Origin of the sequence: Fictibacillus enclensis (assembly GCF_001457035.1) — a bacterium.
Classification (GTDB): Bacteria; Bacillota; Bacilli; order Bacillales; family Fictibacillaceae; genus Fictibacillus_C; species Fictibacillus_C enclensis.
In genome coordinates this window covers 823,380-843,659 of record NZ_KQ758617.1, presented here as the reverse complement: position 1 = coordinate 843,659, position 20,280 = coordinate 823,380, and the positions used below count along the sequence as shown (strand labels likewise).

Below are 20,280 nucleotides of genomic sequence, written 5' to 3'. Positions count from 1 at the left end.
TTCTATGTTTGTTCTATAGCGACTCTGCTGCCGTTGCCTTCGCCGTTGGCCGGAGTGACAATCAGCTTTTTCGTCAGTCTTGCTTTTAATTCCGGAACATGTGAAATAATGCCGACCGACAAGGCATTCATATGAAGTTTCTCCAGCGCGGTAACGACCGTATCAAGCAGTTCCTGATCCAGTGTTCCAAAGCCTTCATCCAAAAAGAAAAACTCCAGCGGGTATTTACCTCTCAGTTGAATCTGGGTGGAAAGCGAAAGAGCCAGTGCCAGGGAGGTCAGGAATGTTTCACCGCCGGATAGTGTAGATACCGGCCGTTTCACCCCTCCATTGGCATCGTCCCTGATGACGAAGCCATTGGATGAATCAACCTCGATTGCATATCTGCCCCTGGTGAGCCGTCCAAGACGATTGGAAGCATCTCTTGACACCTGAATCAATTGCTCCTCTGCCACGAACTCGACAAAGCTATTGCCCCTGAACACGGCTTGAAGCTTTCCAAGCGTTTTCAGTTGGTCTTCCGTTTTCTTTCTTTCCTTTTCCAGCACTTGATAACGCTCATGCTTGGTTTCAAGTGTCTTGTAGTATTGTCCCGTTTCACCCAATTTTTGGACAGCATTCTGCAAGTCTTCTTTCATAGCCTTTAGAGATGATGTCAGTCCGTTCCATTGTTGCTCTGTTAAGGTTTGCCCGTTCAGCTGTCTCAGCAGTTTTTCTTTTTCGGAAGCATTTCGCTTGAAACTGTCAAAGTGCCTTTCGATTTCTGTCTGCCATTCTTGCTGTTTCAAACGGTTTGCCAGACTTCTCCTTAAGTCTGGCATATCTGTGAACGGAGAAGAACTTCTTTTTTCCTCCCAAATCGCCAAAGCTTCTGTTTTCCGTTGACCGCTTCTTTCTTTTGCATCCTGCGCCGAACGCCATTCTTTGTCTAGAGCATGGTAAGCATCGATCGCCTTCTGACGGCTGGTTTCCAGCTGGTTCACCTGTTCTGTCAAACGTTTGATGCTGTTCTCTGTGTCAGCAAGCCTTGCCTTACATGTTTGATCTCCTGCGATCCGGTTCACTTTTGCTCGTAAACCACGGCTGTCTTCGCGTAAACTCGCAAGCCCTGATTCCAGCTTAGCGATATCTTTTTCAATCTCTGCAACATGCTGTCTGCACGTTTCGATGATTTTTTCTTTTTCTTCAATAAAGGGAACGGATTTAACCAATCCTTCCTCAATCTTTTCGCGTTGGGCATCCAGTGTACGAATGCGCTCTTTTTCTTTTTCTACTTGATTAACGGGAAAATCGGGAAATTCTTTTTGCCACTTGTTTTGCAGTGCTTCCAAGGCTTTCTCTGTTTTTTTCAGTTTTTGCCGGCGTTCCTGGTCTTCTTTTTGAGCAGAAGACATCTGGGCTTTCACCGTGGCTTCAAGGGAAGAAAGCTCTCTATATTCTGCTCCAACTTTTTTTACCGCTTCATCGGCCTCAAGCACATCCTGACGTAATCCTTTCACTTGAGTTAACGTTTGGGTCAGCCACTCTTCCAGTTGTGAGAGTGATTGCGGAGGTACGGATGGAGAATGAGAAGGAAGGCTGCTTGCAGCGGCTTCCGGCTCTTCCATGTATTGCTGAAGGCTCTCTGACAATCGTTCCAGCGTGCTTTTCATCATATAGATTTCTTTTTCTAATGAGCCCGCCTGGTTTTGGATTTCCCTCACCTTACGGATCTGTTGTTCTGGCTCCTGATCGGGTTCATAGTGCCGGATGGGATCTGGATGATCGGTTGAACCGCACACCGCGCATGGCTGCCCGGCGGCTAGCTGCTGAGACAGACGGGATGCAAGCTCCCTTACCTGATCCTTTTCTCTTCGTTCTGCCAACTGTTCTTCATATTGAGCAGCATGGTAAGACATTTGTTCCTGGACGTATTGAACCTCCGACACCTCATGAAAAACAGCAAGAACCTTCGAGCTGGACTGGTGAATTTTTGTTTCAAGCTGCTCTTTCCTGCCTTTGAACCTGTGAAACTCGTCGATGGAGCTTTGATGCAGCAATCCGGCTTGATCCACCGCTTTCTGCGCTTCTGATACCTGCTTTGCTTCATACTCCAAGTTCAATGCCGCTTCTTGTGCCCGGTTGATTTTGTCCCGTTCTGTTGAAGAAATGATCGTTTCCTTTAATTGTCTCTGCAGTTCGTTCTGTCTATCGACCGCTCGATGCAGCAGACCCTCGGCAGCCTTTTGTTTGGACGCTGCCGCTTCCAGCTTCTGCAGCTGGTCGTTGAGCTGTTGTTCCTTCTCCCCTGCCGCTTGTTCTTTCTTTTCCGCTTCCTTTTCCATTTCCATGGCAGAAAGCAGCTGCTCCCGCCTGGAAATCAGTGAAGGCTCTTGATCATCTTTTTCTTTTTTTGCAGCTTCATACGTTTTCTGAACTTTATCCGCAATGCTTTTAGCCTCTGCTGTTGCCTGTCTTAAATCCTGCTCTTTTTTATTGCAGTCTTCCGCTTCCTTTTGAGCTTTTTCAGCTTCATCACCATATGGGTTCAACAAGTCGGCAAGCCTTGCCCTCTCCAGCTTTTGTTCAAGACCCTGGATTAGGCTTGCATTTTGCTGAAGATTTTTTTCCTCATCTTCAACCTCTTTTAAGTGCTCTTGAGCCTGCCATACTTGCTTGTTCTTTTCATATCTTCGTTCTTCTTCCTCAGCATGGCTTCTTTTGTGTTCTACTTCTTCCTTTGCCTCTTTCCAGAGCTTCTCAGCTTCTTGCAGCGCTTCCTTGGATGCGTCGCCAAGACCCGCCTGTTCAGCGGCCAGATGTTCCATTTCCGTCCTGGACTTTTCCACCCGTTTTTTCAGCTTTTGATTTAATTGGTCTCCGTACTTTTCGAGCTGAAAAAGCCGCTGAAGCATCTGTCTCCGCTCTGCACCCTTCAGAGATAAAAATTCAGCAAACTTGCCTTGAGGAAGGACAACTGCCCGGGTAAAATCCTCAATCGTCAATCCCAGGAGCTCCTGAACCTGCTGTGTAACATCCCGTTCCTTATCTGCCTGCACCGTCCACTCCCCATTTTCCAAAAAAAGGAGCCGGCAGGTGCTTGTCCGGATCGTATGATCTCCGCTTCGCTTATAATTCCGCTCAATCCTATACCGTGATAAGTTTTCTCCGGCACCCAGTTCGAAGGCAAAGGACACCGACAGCTCATTTTCTGCGTGGTTCAAAATCCCTTGAGTTCCGCCTGCGGCCCGCTCTACTTTGCCGTAGAGCGCGAGTGTGATGGCATCAAGTATGCTCGACTTGCCGCTTCCGGTCGGACCGAAAATCCCAAAGACCCCACCGCCGCACAGCTGATCAAACTCTATCGTCTGTTTTTCCCGAAAACTTTGAAGTCCTGCAACCTGCAATCCTACCGGTCTCATTCTGCTGCACTCCTTTCCTCATCCTCATCCGAGATGAGTTCTAGAAACAAGGACAGGACGTTCTCGTCAGGCACACCGCCTCCGGTTTGCCGTTTGTAAAACGTTTTGAACAGCTCATCGATTGGCAGATTCTTTTGTACAGACGTCTCCGGCTCCCTTGTTCCTTCAAATGCAGGTTTAATATGAATAATTCCTTTATGCGCTTTCCGGATGGCTTGAATGTCCTCCATTGCAATACTGTCCTTTACAGTAATCGACAGATCTACCCATGCCTTGCTCGGACAGACTTCATCCAGCCATTGATGGACGTCTGCCACACCGTTCGCATGATAAACCATCAAAGGGTGTCCGCATGTGAGCGGTATTTCCCTGATGGACGCTTCCTTGCCAGGTGCCAGATCCACTATGGTTACAGACTTTGTATGTCCCGCTTCAGAGAAACTGTAACTTAACGGCGATCCCGAATAGCGGGCGGCTGTTTTGGCCCGTTTGACGTTTTGAGGCCGGTGAAGATGACCGAGCGCAACATACTGCGCCTTTTGGGGAAGCGTTTCTGCAGCAACGGTGTAGGCTCCGCCAATATGTACAGGCCGCTCCGAGTCACTTTCGTTGCTGCCTGCAACATACAAATGACTCATCGCAATATTCACAGCCTGGGGGTCAAACCATTCTGTCATCCTATTAAAATACTGTCCGACCCAGTTGTCATATTGATTTCTTAAATGCAGCTCCTCTCCTGTATCTGACAGAACTTCCTTCAAACGAGATTCGGACGGATAGGGAAGCGCACAGATATTGAGCTTTTCCTGTGTCCTTTCAATTCCATATGAATAAAGCTGTGTTGTTGGAAGGCCCACCAGTGTAATTCCCAGATTCCCCGACAACGGGGAAGAAGCCGCCAGCCGGTCGGGATGATCGTGGTTTCCAGCAATGGCAATCACAGGGCGTCTGCCGCGGTCACTAAGCCTGGCCATGCCGTCATAAAACATTTGCTCCGCCGCCGCCGGCGGATTGACCGTATCAAATACATCGCCTGCCATGATGATGGCATCCACCCTTTCCTCCTCTGCAATCTGTACCAGCTCATCAAGGAACTGCTGTTGTTCTTCCAGCCTGCTGCGGCCTTCCAGCGTTCTTCCCAGATGCCAGTCAGCCGTATGAAGCAGCCTCATTGCGCTTCCTCCTTTTCTCGTAAAAACTCTATTTAACTTCTAATAAATGTGCCCCATCAAAGAAATACAAATGGCTTGCCTTGACCGGTTTTTTCAAAATACGTTCAATGGCTTTGCCATACAGTTCAAGCTGCACTCTGTACCTTTCAAGCAAAACGGGCTTTGCCCCTTCAAACCCTCCTGAAAAACGGTTCGTAATAGCATCGGTTTTATAATCTATTAAAAGAAAGCCGTCTTCTTCAGGAACAAGACAGTCAATGACCCCTTGTACAAGAATTCTTTCATTTGTTGTTTCATTCCAGCTCAAGGCCGCTTCCTCTACAGGAAGAGCCATGTTAAACGGCATCTCGCGAATAACCTCCGTTGCTTGTGTTACTTTTTTGCCGATCTCGGTTTCAAAAAAGGCCGAAATTGCAGAGGCATCAACATGATTTGCCTGTTCCCTTGTCAGCAGCTCCATGGCCACCATCTCTTCCAATAGCTCGTTCACATGGTCCGGAGTTACCGGACGGGATAAATTGATGTGCTGCATGACCGCATGCATGGCGGTTCCCCGTTCGGCAGCCGTCAGCGTTTTTTCTTGCATGAACCGTGGACGGCTCGCCTGGGTGGAGGAAAATCCCCCTGTTAATTTACTGCCGTTGTATTCATCATCCATGTATTGATACTGACGCTTCAGTTCTGTCACGGACTGTTTTGACAAGATGGCAGTGGAGGCCTGATGCTCGTACTTCCAATTCAAACGCCGGTCCACTTCCTCTTGTTCTTTAGAAGTGATCGCCACCGGATCGTACTCCCGGATCGTAGAAAGAATCTCTTCCTGAAGAGCTTTTCTTCCTTCACTTTCTTCTTCATAATGAGCGGCATCAAAGGTCTTGACCTTCCATTTGGCGGGATCTGTGTATACTTCTCCCCTTCCTGTCTGAGCAGCCGGGAGCAGCTTCCTGAGTTCTCCGCCATCCTTGTGCCGAATGACAGAACGGCCAATCCAGTCAAGGTATGTTTTCGCCTGCGAGCGCTCATAGTCCGGCAGCACCCAGTCTCCGCTTTCCAGTACATCTGCCCATTGTCCAACGGACTTTTCCAGGTCATTAAGCGTACCGAGAAGATACAGTTTTTCTTTTGCCCGCGTCAGAGCCACATAGAGCACCCTCATTTCTTCAGCGAGCAGCTCCATTTTTTTTCTGCGCAATATGGCAAGCTGGGGCAGTGTCGGATAGGCTACTCTATACCTTGGATTGATATACCGGGTTCCCAGTCCAAGTTCTTTATGCAGCAAAACAGTTTCCTTGAGATCCATCGTATTAAACTGCTTATTTAGTCCTGCAGCAAAAACAACGGGGAACTCCAGGCCTTTACTTTTATGAATGGTCATCACCCGGACAACATCTTCCTGTTCACCAAGCGCACGGGCAGCTCCGAGGTCTCTTCCGCGGTCCTGCATTCGCTCAATAAATCGAAGAAAGCGGAAAAGCCCGCGGAACGACGTTTTTTCATACTGTCTGGCACGATCGTACAACGCCCGCAAGTTGGCCTGGCGCTGTTTGCCTCCCGGAAGGCCGCCGACAAAGTCAAAATATCCCGTTTCCCTGTAGATCCGCCAAATGAGATCGGCCAGAGACCCCTGCCGCGCAGCTTCTCTCCATTGGCTCAGGTTTTTCGTAAAATGAGCCACTCGACTGCGGATATTTTCATCTTCACCGCTGTTTAGATACTCAGTAAGGGCATCAAAATAAGTTCCCTTGCGGTCAGCAAGTCGCACAGACGCCATCTCGTCTCCTGTCAAACCGACAATGGGCGACCGCAGTACCGAGGCAATCGGAATGTCCTGCAGCGGGTTGTCAATCACCTTCAACAAAGACAGCATAATATTGACCTCAATGGCTTCAAAATATCCGGTCGAGAGCTCCGCATAGGCCGGAATTCCCTGCCGTTTAAATTCCTCCAGGATAATAGGGGCCCACGTGCTTGTGGCGCGAAGAAGGATGACAATATCTTTATATTTTACCGGCCGCATTCCACCGGTGTTTTTATCGAGCACCTGGTACGGCAATTCTCCTTCAGTCCCGATGAGTTGTTTGATTTTTTCCGCCATCACCCTCGCTTCCAGGATGACGGTTTCGCTGTCTGATTTTTCGCTTTCGCCGGTTGCCTCTCCATCTTCATCCCTTACAGGAGAGCTTTTATTGATCAAGAGAAGTTCTGCTTCTGCACTCTCAGCTTCCGGATAATACTCCGCACCGAAAGACAAGGCAGCTTCACTGCTGTATTCAATTTCGCCCACGGATTCGTTCATGATTTGTTTGAAGATATAGTTGGAGGCGTCAAGCACTTCGTTTCGGCTTCGAAAGTTTTTTGCCAGATCGATCCGCAAGCCCGCACCTTCACCCGGGATTTTGCCAAATTGCTTGTATTTTGAAAGAAAAAGACCAGGCTCCGCCAGGCGGAACCTGTAGATGCTCTGTTTCACATCGCCTACCATGAACAAATTGCCTTGTGCCGTGTTTCCTTTGCTCACAAGCCGGACAATCGTTTCCTGTACCAGGTTGGTATCCTGATATTCATCCACCAGTACTTCCACAAAGCGATTCCGGTATTCCTGCGCTGCCGGGGTGGGTACAGGATTCTCGATCGTTGAAGATGGCTGCTTCAGGATTTCCAGACAAAAATGTTCAAGATCACTGAAATCCAGCAACCCCTTTTCCTGCTTTTCTCTTAAAAAACGGATGCCAAATTCCTGTACAAGCTCTACAAGACATTTGACGACAGGCGCCATTTCCTCCAGATGAATCACATAGGACTCCGGCGGCCTGCTGAATAGATCGTCTTTTATGGCATTGACCCTTTTCTTCACCTGATCCCGCATTTTTTTGACATTTTCTTTAATAACGGGATCGACTTCTTTTCCTCGAACCTGCTTCATGGTTGCGAACGAGCCGTCACTGAATACATCATACAAGTCCTGCCAGGATTGCCCCGCCGCTTCTTCCAGGCGTTTTAAATAGGCGAGGTCATTTTCGAGGGTTTCGCCATATGGCGCAGGACCTTCCGGTGAACGGGCTGCTTTTAACGCACGGTCCAGAACATTTCCCAAACCTCTTAGCTGCATCGCCACATCCTCAAGCAGCTCTTTTGTCCAGGGCAGATCATCAATGTTCTCTGCTTTCACGTCATACTGAGCAGCCATTTGATTGAGCCAGAGGTCCGGGTCTGGATGGCTTCTCGAAAAATCATACAGTTTTAAGATGAGGCGCTGCAGCTCTGCATCGTTACGGTCTGAACTGTAGGCATCCACTACATTAAAGAACACCTGGTTATTTTCTTTGCTGTACTCCTCTTCAAACAGATCTTCCAGGACTTCCTGCCTGATCAGCTCTGCTTCTGTGTCATCGGCAATACGAAATCCCGGATCAAGATCAATTTGGTAGTAATACTTTCTCAGGACTTCAATGCAAAAGGAATGCAGCGTTGAAATCGAGGCTTTGTTCAACAGTCCCAGCTGTCTTCGCAGATGAAGCGAAGCAGGATGAAGGGAAAGCTCCTTTTCAATCGCATCCCCAATCCTTTTCCTCATTTCAGCTGCTGCAGCATTGGTAAACGTTACAATCAGCAGACGGTCTACATCAGCAATTTCTTGTTTGATCATGGTGATAATCCGTTCAACCAGCACCGCTGTTTTACCGGAACCGGCGGCTGCGGCCACAAGAATATCCTGCCCTCTCGCCTGAATGGCCTGCCACTGATCATCCGTCCACAGGCTGTCTTTTGGTTTTTCCGCAATTTTAATCATTCGCCTTCTCCTCCTTCCTCACGCATTTTGGCCAGGATCTCATCATCGTTTTCCTGCTTTAACAGACGATACTGATTTTCTTCCAGTGACTGATCAAACTGGCACACAGATCTGTAGGAACAATATGTGCAAGGCATTTTGTTTTTCATTTGATATGGCGCAATATCGATGACACCTTCGGTAATGTCTGTGCCCACCTCTTTGATCACCTTGCGGACATATTGGGTCATGGTGGTGAAATCTTCTTCGGTCGCGACCGAAGAATGCGTCGGGTGAAATCCTTTTGACGTCAAGGAAACAGGAATAATGTCCGATTTTTTTTCAAAGACGGTATCCATCAGCTGGACCGTTTCCGTATCGGCCAGTACCAGGCCTTTCATCTTAAACCGTTTGAAAAGCTCCTGCTGTACCTCTTCAAGAGTGAGCAATTTCTTTTGTGACAATAACGGATTATGAATATGAAAATACAGCACTCCTGCGGGATGCGCTTCTTTTCCAAGCCACTCCACGGAATGGCTGATCACAACATCAAGGTATGTCAGCATCTGCAGGGCAATCCCGTAATACACCTCGGAAAGGTTCAAACCGGTTGAACTTGATTTGTAGTCGATGATTCGAAGCATTAACCCCTGGGACCCTTCCGCTGAATCCACACGGTCGATCCTTCCGATTATCTCCATGGAAGTTCCGTTTGGAAGTGTATATTTAAGAGGCGGAAGCGGCTGCTGTTTTCCAAATCCTAGTTCAAGACCCACCGGTGAAAACCCGCTCACCCGCGCATGCTCGCTCAGCATATGAGATGCTCTGCCCACGATGTCACTCAGTTTGTTTTTGATATACAGATGGCGGTTGGTTGATAGCAGAATCTGGCTTTGCAGTTTTAATGCAAGGCTGTCCACCACTTCTCCCGCAAGCCTGTAGCAGTCTTTCATGGACAGATCACGCCAGGTCATTTGATGGGTTCCCAAATAGTCGTCCATGTTTTTTAATGCCGCATGAAAAAGCTGGCCGATATCGGGAGCTTCAAGCCGGTACAGCCTTCGTTCCTGAAGTTTCAGCCCATATGAAAGAAAGTGCGAAAATGCACACGACTTCTGAAGCTCCATTCGTGATACGCTCGCCGTTATTGCATCGCCATATAATTCTTTCGTGACGGAAGAAGACAGTTTTTTCTCCTGGTTGTAATAGAAAAGACTGCCTAGCACCGTTTGTCCAAGCCACTTCCATTGGTCTTGTCCTGTCGTCCAATTGTATACATCCCACCACAGTCCTGAAATCGGGTACCCCTTCTTCCACTCCCGCAGCTGGGTGTTCAAGTGGGAAATTGCCTTTTGCGGATGATGGATGTAGGAAAGATCATTGCCATACTCCGGATCATTTTGGATAAAGGTTTCCGTAATTCCGGGAAAGAGAGATTTGACCCTGTTAATCACCATGGAAGGAAGAAGATTTTTTCCTTCTTCGTCAGCAAGCGGATAATAAATATACAGCTTGTCCGTTGCGTTCGACAGCGACAGATAGATCAGAAACTGCTCATCAAGGAGCTGCCGTCTCGCACCTGGCGCAAGCGCCACCCCGTTCTTTTCGAGCAGATCGCGGTCATCTTCTGACAAGATGCCATCGTCCTTTGGTTTGGCGGGTAGTATACCGTCATTCACACCAAGTACAAAATGGCATTTCACACCCGAATAACGGGACCTGTCCATGGTACCGGCCAACACTTGGTCGATCGCCGGAGGAACAAGTGCGAACTTCAGGCTTTCCAGGCCTGTATCGAGCATTTTGATCCACAGTTCAAGCTTTATCGCTTCACTTCCTGTAATTTCAACCATTTCATCCAAAAGCTCAACGACCGCATCCCAAACCTGATCATGTTCGCGCGCCATGCGAAGCCTTCCCTCTTCCTGGGCTTTGCGGCTGAGACGCTCCAGCTTGGCCGGAATATGAAGACGTTCCAGGTAAACAAACAGCACTTCACAATAATCCCTTACCGTTTCCGCCTTTTTCAGATCCCGGGATAGCTTGTCCAACGGTGACACGATCATATGCCGAACTTCATTCAAAACTTCCTGTTTTTGGACCTCTTCGTCGGTCTGAACGAATTGATGTTCTTCAAGCGCCTGAAAACGCTGCACCTTCCAGGGCTTTTTATCCATCCAACGTGTGCCCTGTATGCCATAAGCCAGAACATAATTTTCAAGCCCATCCATTTCATGCCTAAGCTCCGAGGAGGTATACTCGCTGTTTTCCGGATAGAGCAAGTCCGTCTTAACCGCACGGAATACGGATTCGTAACGCCAATTGGCCGTAACCGTTTCAAGAGAAGAACGGATCAGTTCAATAAGCGGATGGTGAAGCATCGGTTTCTTTTGATCCAGAAAGACAGGAATCTCATACTCTTCAAAAACTGTTTCAATCAGATCCTGGTACTCATTCATGTTTCGGATTGAAATAGCGATATCTTTAAATCTGTATCCCTTGTCACGTACCAGGGTAAGGATTTCCCGTGCAGTTCCCTCTACCTCCGCACGCCTGTTGACCGCTGAAGAAATGGATATATCATTGGAAAAACCAAATTCCAGCGCAGGCCGCTGCTCAAACTGGCTTTCAAGATGGGCGAGCGAGGGGCTGCCATTAAACCTCGGACACTCCTCAAGGACAACCGGCTCCTCTTCCATCACACCTTCTTCTTTGGCAATCTTGCGGATAACCGAGGAGGTCTTTTTCGGGGTATAAAAAAGATCCAGCTCATGCGGATTTTCAGTACTTTTCCCTGCATCAAGGGTCAGTGCCACGGTGACACGGCGGGCATGCTTTAGAAGCATGCTCAGCACTTCCAGTTCCTGAGGTGTAAATTGGTGAAAGCCGTCTATGTAAAAATCCGCCTGTTGAATGTATTCCGAGTGAGGGATTTTTTCAGCAAGCAGCCTCAAATAATCCTCATTATCCATGTACTTGTAAATTAACGCCTTTTCCATCTCTCCATATATAAGGGCCAGATCTGAAAGTTTATCCCTGAGCACACTACCTTCATCAGTGCCCGAGAAACTCAAAAGAGTTTGTGCATTCCATTCCAATTGCTCCGGGTTCACACAGTACCGCTTGAATTCCGTAATCATGGTTTCCATCAGCGAATAAAAGCCATTCTGTTCCGAAGCCTTCTTAAATACTTTCAGTTCCTGCTTTTTATTTTCGATAATCTTTCTGAGCATCATGTTCATGCCGACACTTGTAATATGAAGCCGCGTCATCCCGCCGACATCGCCAAGGATCTTCCATGCCAGACGGGAAAAACTGAACACCTGGGCACGCATCATACCATCGAGACCAGGTGTTTTTGCCAATTCATATTCAGACTGAAACGTCATCTGTTCTGGTACCAAATAGATAATCGGCCGGCCTTGTGGCTGTTCAAAAAGAGAGTCTCGGATCTCTCCCAGACTGCGTTCCGTCTTTCCGCTTCCAGCCCTTCCCAGAATAAACCGCAAACTCATAAACTCACCTCTGTCAAACTGTTAATCTTATAGTTATTATCTCATAAAACGGCCTGTAAAAGAACGATAGGTACACTCTAAAAAGCCTGCTCCGGTTTTGCGTAATAAAGCAGGCATTAATTGCTTCGTTTCCATTTTTTGTACCACCTGTAGCCGATCCTGACTGCATTTAGAACAGGGTAAGGCAGTTTAACAGGATAGTTATAAAAAACAGGAAGATACACTCTATAGTAAGCTTTTCTTAAATCGTTCCATTTCGAGCATTTTTCTCGTTTGCAAAAATCGGAAACATCCACAATGATGCCCCGCCCATCCAGCAGCATAACGTTCTTGCCATGCACATCCCGGGGAAAAAGACCAAGGCCCCGTGCGTAAGACAGGGCGTTATCCACGTCACGTATCACCGTTTGCGGAATTTTTATTCCTTTATGAAGACAATCATAGAGAGTTACTCCTTTGATCCTTTTGAGAATCAAATGGCGTTCACCATAGCCATAGCATTGGGAATAGGCAGGGTGTTCACCAAGGGTCTCGTACACAGCAGCCCTTCAGGATTTCTGCCGTAAATTTTAACAACGAGGTCCGGAAATTCGGGATGAAGAAAAACAGCAGCATAATTTCCGCATCCTACCACTTTCCATGGTTCGGGATGAGTGAGCACTTCTACAGGGTCGCCCGGATCCCGGCTGACTATTTTTGTGTTTTTCGTTAATTCCTCTGCCAACTTCATGTACGTTTTCATGGTTCACCTTGCCGATCATTCAGTCTCCGGCGTCAAGCCTGATTTGCTATTTTCGCTCTACCAGCGTACCAAAAAGAAAGTGTTTCATCAGCAATTCTGCCTTATTCCGGAGATGTACATTGGGAAACCTCATAACTTCCTGATAGCCTCTGATAAAAATCTGATATTCGGTCATATCATCAACCGGCCTCCCATCCGCTACTTTGATCTTCCGCTGCAACATCTCTTTTTTCACGTCCCTCAGCTCAAAACTGATGGCATTCATTACATTCTCTACCAAGGTAATATAGGGCTGCCTTAATTTAAAGGGGGACTGTGCGATCACTTTTAAATCCCGATTAAAAATGGTCAGGAGCATGGGGTACATAATATACTTATCCACCAATACTCGGTCCGTTTCATCACCATATAACATCTTCCGCTTCCTCCACCATCTGTATTAAGCCGTATTTTTTGCCACAGACAATATATTCGATACTTTAAACGTTCGTATTTGCCTGCGCAGACAGCAAAAAGCGGTTAATGTTTCTTTGTCACAGGAAATGGGATAAACCATACGCTGAGTAAACTGACCGCGGCCAGATTGATAAATAATCATAAAAGGATTTCGTTCAGAAACATAACGCGCCAGCAATGAATTCATAACAGCCACCGCCTTGTTCGTTATTTATTTACAGTATATGCGAACAAACGTTCTTTATGCAACTAGAAAAATATGCCTATCCTTCATAAGGATAGGCATATTTCCATAGTGATCATACGTTTTGAAGCAACTTCTTTTGCTGGAGCGCCTGATGCAGGCTTCCCGCTATGGAAAACCCTTCAAAACTTATCCCTAAGGAAACCACCGTCTGTGCGAGTTCAGGGCGCATACCGGTCAATGTAACGGCCACACCCAGGAGCTTCAGTGAAGTAATGACCTGAAACAGATTATGCGCAACCATAGTATCAATCACCGGAACACCGGAAAGATCAATAAACAGGTGATCGATTTTCATTTCTACGCATTCGTTCAATACGATTTCCATGATCAGCTTCGAACGGTGAGTATCAATAGATCCGACAAGAGGCAAGATACCGACTGAATCCGTGAGGCGCACCACAGGAACAGAAAGCTCTTCCAGTGCTTCCCGGGCCAGGCCAAGCAAATGATTGTTATAGTCTACGTAGGCGACGCTAAAGGAATACACCACTTTGTCCAGTAGAGGATCAATGATTTGAACAGCTTTCATCACCGTTTGGCCAGTATATCCGTGCTTTGCCACTTCCGTGCTGATGAAATCCAATATGGTCGATCTGTAATAGCGGGTAGTATCAAGAGCAGTATCCAGCGACAATTGAATCTTCACCGCAACTTCTCCACTTTTTTTACCCCAGTCCAAAAACTTTTTTTCAGATTGGGCAAGGTCTGAAAACAATGCTTCACCTAAATATTGAAACAGTTCGATCCTCCAATCGATCAAAAGCTGCTTTTGTCCATCGTCCGATGGGTTGATGCCATTTTGGATTCTGTTTTTAGTGACAATGGCCGCAAGTTCCTCTTTATGCTGTATGATGAAACGTCCAAGTTCCTTTAACTCTTTGTCCATAAGTAACTAACCCCTCATGTCTTGCAGTATGATTGTATCTATCACATACACTATCCCCGCCATCCAATGAAACAAAACAGGGAAAACCGATTAACGCTGCTGCCTCGCCTGATCATACGATCCAAGATATTCATCGATATAGCCCTCATTCAGCCACGCAATCCGGTTAAACAGCTTATTTAAAAAGTACCGATCATGAGAAACGGCCACTACCGTTCCGGTAAATTCCTCAATCGCATCTTCCAGAGCTTCTCTTGAATCGATATCCAGATGGTTGGTCGGTTCATCCAGGAGAAGAAAGTTCACATCCTGATGAACCAGCTGTGCGAACCGGAGCCTGGTGTTTTCTCCCCCACTGAGGTCTTTTACCTTTTTAAACACATCCTGTCCGTAAAATAAAAACTTCGACAGGAGATGCCTCGCCATTCCTTCATCAACAGCTACCGCATCACGGAAGGCTGAGAGAACCGTATCTTCCGGCTGATGACTTATCCCGCTTTGCGAGAGGTAGCCGAACTTAACAGAGGTTCCGACTTCTATTGATCCTGTTGTCTTGTGCCACCCCATGATGGCTTTTAGCATCGTGGACTTTCCTGTACCATTATTGCCCACGATAGCGACTTTCTCCCCGAATCGTATAAAAAGGTCTACCTGCTTTAAAACCTCTCTTCCTCCAATGATCGTTCCCACTTCGATCAAAGACAGAGCATCCTTACCGCTGCGGTCTTTCATTTGAAAGGCCATCTCTGCTTTTCGGCGCTGCAGAATGGGGCGTTTGATCTTGTCCATTCGCTCGACGGCGCGCTCCATACTGCGTGCCCGGCGGTGGAGATCACCATTGTCGCCCCGAATGGCCCATTCACGCAGCCGTTTAATCGCTTCCTGCATTTTTTTTATTCGCTTCTGCTGCTCCTGATACTGAGCAAACTCGGCGAGGAGGCGCTTTTCTTTTTCCTCTGAAAAAGCGGTATAGTTGCCGTGATAGAGAGTCAGTTGACCATCCTCGAGATCATAGACCTTGTTCACTGTACGATCCAAGAAATAACGGTCATGGGAAATGCAAACCACTGCCCCCTTGTATTTTAATAAATAATCCTCAAGCCATTCCATTGTCCGCAAATCCAAATGGTTGGTTGGTTCATCAAGCAAAAGCAGGTCAGGCTCCTGCAGGAGAAGGCAGCCGAGTCCCACTTTGGTCTTTTCACCTCCACTGATGGAGGAAAACGGTTGGTCTTGAATCTCTTCCAGTCCGAGCCCTTTTAGAATGCCGTTAATTTTGGACTCAATGGAATAGCCACCCATGGCCTCGTAGGCTTCCTGCAAGCTGTAAAGCTGGTTGAGCCACTTACCCAGTTGCTTTTCATCACAATCACTCTTCATTTTTTCAGTTAAAGCATGGATTTTTTCCTGTATCTCACGCTGTTCGGAAAACGACTGCATAAACACATCATATACAGCAGCCTGATCGGATTGAACCGGGATTTGTTCCAGATAACCTGCAGTCGCTCCCTTTTTTAGATGTATCTCTCCTCCATCCGGCTGCTCGTCCCCTGTCAGCAGTTTAAACAAGGTACTCTTCCCGGTTCCATTACGGCCCACCAGGCCGATACGGTCTCCTTCGTGAATCTCCAGTGATAAGTTATTAAAAACAGCATGGCCGCCAAAACTTTTTGCTAGGCTGTATGCAGAACATAGCATCATAGGTAACACTCCTTAAATTTGGTGGTTACCCATCCCAAAGGGTCAAACACTGGCTGGGACAGCTGCTGCATAACCTTTTGCAATACAAAAAAACCAAGTTTTTTTGCAAACAAAAAAACCATGAGCAAGTACTCCTGCCCATGGTTTGTCCGTAATAAAAGGATGGGTATGGAAAAACTTACTGATGTACGCTTAGCGTATGAAAATTGGACAGACTTCTCCCGTGATCAGTCATTTCATGTGTTATCGAACGGACTTCAACTGTCAGCCAATCAACCATACAACGTACACCATTCAGCATTCCAACCCCTCCTTTCCTTATTAGATACAAATAGTATATCACCGTATAAAGAACCTTATCAATAACCATTTACAGAAAAATAAATCAAATCTGTCATTTTGTTTTGATAATGACGGCATCAAAACCCGCTTTTTTCGCCAGCTTTACCATTTCCACTGCATTTTCCGGTTGTCTGTAGCTTCCAATTTGCACCCGGTATAGCGTTCCCTGTTCTTTCTCATCATCTACTGGGCCCATCTTGGTCAACTCAGCTTCAACTGCTTGAAGAAAGTGCTGATATGTTACTCCATATTTCTTAAAGGCGTTTACTGGATCTGTTCGCCTGGCAGGATCCAGCTGAAAATGGCCTTTAATCGAATGTTCAGGAATCCATCTATAGTGCCGGCACAGCCATGCAAAAAACCAAACATACCGTTTATAGGCTTCTTTCCAAATGATGTTGCCTCCATGGCACAGTTCTACACCTAATGCCCAGTCATTGGCATCTGAAACCTGACTCCTGACATGCCATGCTTTTTCACTCAGAGGGATGATCAATAGAATTTCTTGGTCATCAATGAACACATGAGCGGAAGCTTCCAAATTCCTGCTGTTGAAGTACTTGTAATTTTGCTTAGCGGTGGACCCTTCGTTTCCTGTATCATGAGCGACTGCATATCTTGGAATCCGGTTTCCTCCCGGTCGCTGATTCCATCTCTGATCAAGCAGCATAGTGGTTATTTTATAGTTGGCTCCCATAATTATCCCTCTTTCACTTTTTATCCATAAGTAGAAATAAAATCCATAAAAGAGGCAAAAAAAGAGCTGTAGATACAAATTATTGTCCCCACAGTTCTCTATGTGTCTATTCTCAATTTGTAGCAAAGACCACGATCCAGTAAATAACGCCTGCCAGGAAACCTAAACCAAGCAATAAAAACCATAGTGTGCTGTTTTTCATCGTCCAACCCCATCCCTGTTCATTTCCACTTCGAGGGTACCATACAAAAAAAGAGAAAAAAAGCGAAAAATCAGGAGATTTTGTGTCCAAACCCCATAAATGTTTGAGTAATTGGCGTGCAAAGTATACTATGTAAGTAGGAGTGTCGATAACTAATACTTATTAAAATGTAGAATAGGTGATTGCTATGAATGATAACCGCACAAATAGGATCGCAGAACTTGAGAACAGCTTCCTGACTGTTTTTCGGACCTTCAGAAAAGACATTAACGACCTTTTCTCTGATGATGTGCCTGCCAACGAGTTTGGCGTCCTTAATCTATTAAAGGATAAAGAATATCTTACAGCCTCTGAGCTAGCGGGTGAAATGAAGGTTTCATCAAGTCATATTACAGGTGTAACCGACCGTTTAATAAAGAAAGATTTAATAACCAGAGAACGATCCTTGACCGACCGAAGAATCGTTTATGTAAAAATCACAGAAAAAGGCCAGGCAGTTGCTGAAAAGCTGTCAGCGATCCGCCGTGATTATTATAAAGAGAAATTTTCGGGCCTTTCAGATCAAGAGATGGAAAATATGATTGACTACTTAAACCGCATGTCGTAGCACACAAAAAGGCAAAAACACATACGCTAGTGTTTTTGCCTTTTTTAAGAACGTGATGGTTATTAGGAATACATGCTCCACATGCCGATATCCTTAAAACCGATTCGTTTATAGATGGATCCCGCTCTTGGAAGATAGTTTCCAAAGTACCGTAGCAAAATCCCCCGTATCTCTCCCTGCTTCCCAAGATCCACCCAGATATCCTGAAAATCCGTATCGTAACCAAAGTTCTCAATATCACCGATGATGAATAGATTCATTGCCTTTTCCTCATCGAGATAATCCAAAATCTGTTCATTCAAAGTATCGTCTGCTTTAACAATCATGTTGCTTCTTCACCTTCATCGTTTTCAAATGTATCTTTTCTCTTTATTACTGCGTTTGTGCAAGGTACCGTACTTCCTCAAGCATGCTCCGCCTTTTTTCATCACCGGCCAATATCACGTTGCCAAAATAAAGTGACTGGATGGGCTGTATGCCGCAGAACTCAAAAATACTAAGGTTGCGCGCCACGTTCATGGCGTCATGCATCCCGTTCTCCTCGTATATTTCAGAAGGGGTTCCGGTCGTGCAAATCGTAATCGCCGTTTTGCCTTTTAGCCGTGGAATGGGATCTTCCCCGTCCAGCTCATATGCAAAGCCATAGCTGAATACGCGGTCTATATAACCCTTCAGCAACGCGGGCATGCCACCCCACCAAACAGGATAGATCAATGTAATGCAGTCACACCAGGCGATATGCTTTTGTTCGTTGAGCACATCCACCTCATACTGACCCTCCAGCGAATTCTCGTATTCCCATTCAGTCAGAACCGAATCAAAGGCCAGGTCATACAGATTCCTTACAATGACCGGATGGCCCTTTTTCTCCAGTTCTTTCGAATATACCTCGAGCAAGGCATGATTGAAGCTGTGATTCGACAGATGACAGTACAGTAAAAGATGATTCATCATGTCTCGCCTCCTTCCCAACTCCTATACGACACCGTCCTTTTAAAATCCTTTTCACTAGTAAAAAAAGATATTTGATTACCAATATCAGGGGATTTTGTATACAGGCTTTTAGAAACCCGGTAACACAAACAGCCGTCCAGTGCATAAAAGACTGGACGGCTGCTTGTTGTTTTCAGATTAAGTGTGAAATAAAAATTGATGCGGTACCAAAATACACGAGCAACGAAAAGATATCATTAAGCGTGGTGATGAGCGGACCGGAAGCCACTGCCGGATCCACATTGAAACGGAACAACAGGAGCGGGATCAACGTCCCTGACAACGTTCCGATAATTAAGGTCAAAAACAATGAACTTCCAACCACCAAGCCCAGTATGGCATTCCCTTGCCAAAAATAGGCGACAAGTGCAATGAGAATACCACAGGTGGTGCCAATGATGAGTCCCACACCAAGTTCCCTCAGGATGAGACGCAGCACCACTTTTTTATCAACATCATTCGAAACCAGTCCGCGAACAACGACGGCCAGCGACTGTGTGCCAGTGTTCCCTGTCATCCCCGCAATCATTGGCATGAAAAAGGCGAGCGAAACAACTTTAGAAAGAGTACTCTCAAAGGCAGAAATGATGCTTCCTGAAATAATACCAATAAACAGTAACAGAATCAGCCATGGCAGCCGCCGGTAGGACGCAACAAAGGCACTTGTATTAAAATCGATTGATTTACCAGAAGCAGAGAGCTTTTCTATGTCTTCGTTTGCCTCTTCGATTAAAACGTCGAGTACGTCATCCACTGTTACGATCCCTAAGAGCACATCATTTTCGTCAACAACAGGGACTGCGATAAAATCATAGCGTTCGATGGTCCTTGCCACTTCCTCCTGATCCATTTCGGCTGGAACCGAAATGACACGGGTGAACATCACCTCTTCAATTTTGTCATTGATATCCGCAAGGAGAAGGTCCCGATAGGATACAACTCCTGCAAGCTGCTTTTCTTCGTTAATGACATACAAATAATAAATGTTCTCCGCAAAGCCAGCAAATGTCTTCAATTTGTCAACCGCATCCCGTACAGTAAACATTTGCGGAATCCAAACAAAGCGGTTGGTCATAATCCCGCCGGCGCTATCGGCGGGATACTGCATGAGAGATTGAACCGTCCGGGACTCATCCGCCCTCATGGATGCGAGAAAATCCTGAATTTCATCAAATGAAAAATTGCTCAGAAGGTCAGCCAGATCGTCATTTTCCATTTCGTTCATGATATGAGATGATCGCTCAATGCCCAATTTGTGCAAAATCTCTATTTGGAGATCGCTGTCAAGCTCCTGAATAAGAGAGGCAAGCTGCCTGGTGGTCAGGAAGGTGAGAAATTTATGCCGGTGCTTCTCCGGCAGCGTTTTATAGACTTCCGCCATATCATATGGATGCAGTTCATCCATTAATCCCTGAAACTCTTTTTTCCTCAGTTCTTTCAAGCTTTTAATCACAAAAAGCAGAATCTGATTTTCCGTCATTTCCTTGAACACGAATGTCACCCCCTTTATTAATGTTCCTATTATATAAGAATCTCCAAGAAACTGCGAA

At 46.3% G+C, this 20,280-nt stretch carries 14 protein-coding genes and 1 pseudogene; 1 reads left to right on the top strand and 14 read right to left on the bottom strand.

Annotation, left to right across the window (positions count from 1 at the left end):
• Positions 1 to 2 precede the first annotated feature (2 nt).
• The 11 genes and pseudogenes from AS030_RS04465 to AS030_RS04425 form a co-directional block, all read right to left on the bottom strand.
• Entirely contained in the window at positions 3 to 3,401 is a 3,399-nt protein-coding gene (locus AS030_RS04465) for an AAA family ATPase (RefSeq protein ID WP_061968856.1), read from the bottom strand.
• Positions 3,398 to 4,573 carry a metallophosphoesterase family protein gene (locus AS030_RS04460; protein ID WP_061968854.1) on the bottom strand — a complete coding sequence of 392 codons (1,176 nt, stop codon included), beginning with the start codon at positions 4,571 to 4,573 and terminating at the stop codon, positions 3,398 to 3,400. Before AS030_RS04460 ends, AS030_RS04465 begins: the two co-directional genes overlap by 4 nt.
• 28 nt (positions 4,574 to 4,601) lie before the next feature.
• Entirely contained in the window at positions 4,602 to 8,363 is a 3,762-nt protein-coding gene (gene addA, locus AS030_RS04455; RefSeq protein ID WP_061968851.1) for a helicase-exonuclease AddAB subunit AddA, read from the bottom strand.
• A complete protein-coding gene (gene addB, locus AS030_RS04450; protein ID WP_061968849.1) occupies positions 8,360 to 11,857 on the bottom strand; it encodes a helicase-exonuclease AddAB subunit AddB in 3,498 nt (1,165 codons plus the stop codon). Before addB ends, addA begins: the two co-directional genes overlap by 4 nt.
• Before the next feature lie 116 nt (positions 11,858 to 11,973).
• A pseudogene (locus tag AS030_RS24130) lies at positions 11,974 to 12,599 on the bottom strand (serine/threonine protein kinase).
• Positions 12,600 to 12,645: 46 nt separating this feature from the next.
• Positions 12,646 to 13,014, bottom strand: coding sequence for a YhjD family protein (locus tag AS030_RS04440; RefSeq protein ID WP_061968846.1), 369 nt, complete (start codon positions 13,012 to 13,014; stop codon positions 12,646 to 12,648).
• Positions 13,015 to 13,038: 24 nt separating this feature from the next.
• Positions 13,039 to 13,242 (bottom strand): WYL domain-containing protein, encoded by a 204-nt coding sequence (locus AS030_RS23450; protein WP_074440460.1) that lies wholly within the window; start codon positions 13,240 to 13,242, stop codon positions 13,039 to 13,041.
• A 112-nt stretch (positions 13,243 to 13,354) separates the two neighbouring features.
• Positions 13,355 to 14,188, bottom strand: a complete 834-nt coding sequence (locus AS030_RS04435; protein WP_061968843.1) for an STAS domain-containing protein — start codon at positions 14,186 to 14,188, stop codon at positions 13,355 to 13,357.
• Positions 14,189 to 14,278: 90 nt separating this feature from the next.
• A complete protein-coding gene (abc-f, locus tag AS030_RS04430; protein ID WP_240482206.1) occupies positions 14,279 to 15,889 on the bottom strand; it encodes a ribosomal protection-like ABC-F family protein in 1,611 nt (536 codons plus the stop codon).
• A gap of 178 nt (positions 15,890 to 16,067) precedes the next feature.
• On the bottom strand, positions 16,068 to 16,190 hold the full coding sequence (locus AS030_RS24515; protein ID WP_276203840.1) for a hypothetical protein: 123 nt from the start codon (positions 16,188 to 16,190) through the stop codon (positions 16,068 to 16,070).
• A 93-nt stretch (positions 16,191 to 16,283) separates the two neighbouring features.
• The gene (locus AS030_RS04425; RefSeq protein WP_061968841.1) at positions 16,284 to 16,928 is read right to left on the bottom strand and encodes an N-acetylmuramoyl-L-alanine amidase; all 645 of its coding nucleotides are present in this window, start codon (positions 16,926 to 16,928) and stop codon (positions 16,284 to 16,286) included.
• 389 nt (positions 16,929 to 17,317) lie between these two features.
• Here AS030_RS04425 and AS030_RS04420 point away from each other — a divergent pair, with 389 nt between their 5' ends.
• Entirely contained in the window at positions 17,318 to 17,737 is a 420-nt protein-coding gene (locus tag AS030_RS04420) for a MarR family winged helix-turn-helix transcriptional regulator (RefSeq protein ID WP_061968838.1), read from the top strand.
• Between the two features lie 62 nt (positions 17,738 to 17,799).
• On the opposite strand, the gene AS030_RS04415 is transcribed toward AS030_RS04420, so the two are convergent.
• The 3 genes from AS030_RS04415 to mgtE all read right to left on the bottom strand — a co-directional run bounded on the left by AS030_RS04415 (position 17,800) and on the right by mgtE (position 20,222).
• Entirely contained in the window at positions 17,800 to 18,063 is a 264-nt protein-coding gene (locus AS030_RS04415; protein ID WP_061968836.1) for a GNAT family N-acetyltransferase, read from the bottom strand.
• Between the two features lie 46 nt (positions 18,064 to 18,109).
• Positions 18,110 to 18,691 (bottom strand): NAD(P)H-dependent oxidoreductase, encoded by a 582-nt coding sequence (locus AS030_RS04410; RefSeq protein ID WP_061968833.1) that lies wholly within the window; start codon positions 18,689 to 18,691, stop codon positions 18,110 to 18,112.
• Between the two features lie 172 nt (positions 18,692 to 18,863).
• Entirely contained in the window at positions 18,864 to 20,222 is a 1,359-nt protein-coding gene (gene mgtE, locus AS030_RS04405; protein ID WP_240482205.1) for a magnesium transporter, read from the bottom strand.
• Between the last annotated feature and the right edge of the window lie 58 nt (positions 20,223 to 20,280).

Coding starts and splice junctions, on each gene's coding strand:
- AS030_RS04465 (WP_061968856.1), bottom strand. CDS start 3,401: ATGAGACCGGTAGGATTGCAGGTTGCAGGACTTCAAAGTTTTCGGGAA.
- AS030_RS04440 (WP_061968846.1), bottom strand. CDS start 13,014: ATGTTATATGGTGATGAAACGGACCGAGTATTGGTGGATAAGTATATT.
- AS030_RS24515 (WP_276203840.1), bottom strand. CDS start 16,190: ATGCTGAATGGTGTACGTTGTATGGTTGATTGGCTGACAGTTGAAGTC.
- AS030_RS04410 (WP_061968833.1), bottom strand. CDS start 18,691: ATGATGAATCATCTTTTACTGTACTGTCATCTGTCGAATCACAGCTTC.
- abc-f (WP_240482206.1), bottom strand. CDS start 15,889: ATGATGCTATGTTCTGCATACAGCCTAGCAAAAAGTTTTGGCGGCCAT.
- AS030_RS04460 (WP_061968854.1), bottom strand. CDS start 4,573: ATGAGGCTGCTTCATACGGCTGACTGGCATCTGGGAAGAACGCTGGAA.
- AS030_RS04415 (WP_061968836.1), bottom strand. CDS start 18,063: ATGATTGTTAAAGCAGACGATACTTTGAATGAACAGATTTTGGATTAT.
- AS030_RS04435 (WP_061968843.1), bottom strand. CDS start 14,188: ATGGACAAAGAGTTAAAGGAACTTGGACGTTTCATCATACAGCATAAA.
- addB (WP_061968849.1), bottom strand. CDS start 11,857: ATGAGTTTGCGGTTTATTCTGGGAAGGGCTGGAAGCGGAAAGACGGAA.
- addA (WP_061968851.1), bottom strand. CDS start 8,363: ATGATTAAAATTGCGGAAAAACCAAAAGACAGCCTGTGGACGGATGAT.
- AS030_RS04425 (WP_061968841.1), bottom strand. CDS start 16,928: ATGGGAGCCAACTATAAAATAACCACTATGCTGCTTGATCAGAGATGG.
- AS030_RS23450 (WP_074440460.1), bottom strand. CDS start 13,242: ATGAATTCATTGCTGGCGCGTTATGTTTCTGAACGAAATCCTTTTATG.
- AS030_RS04420 (WP_061968838.1), top strand. CDS start 17,318: ATGAATGATAACCGCACAAATAGGATCGCAGAACTTGAGAACAGCTTC.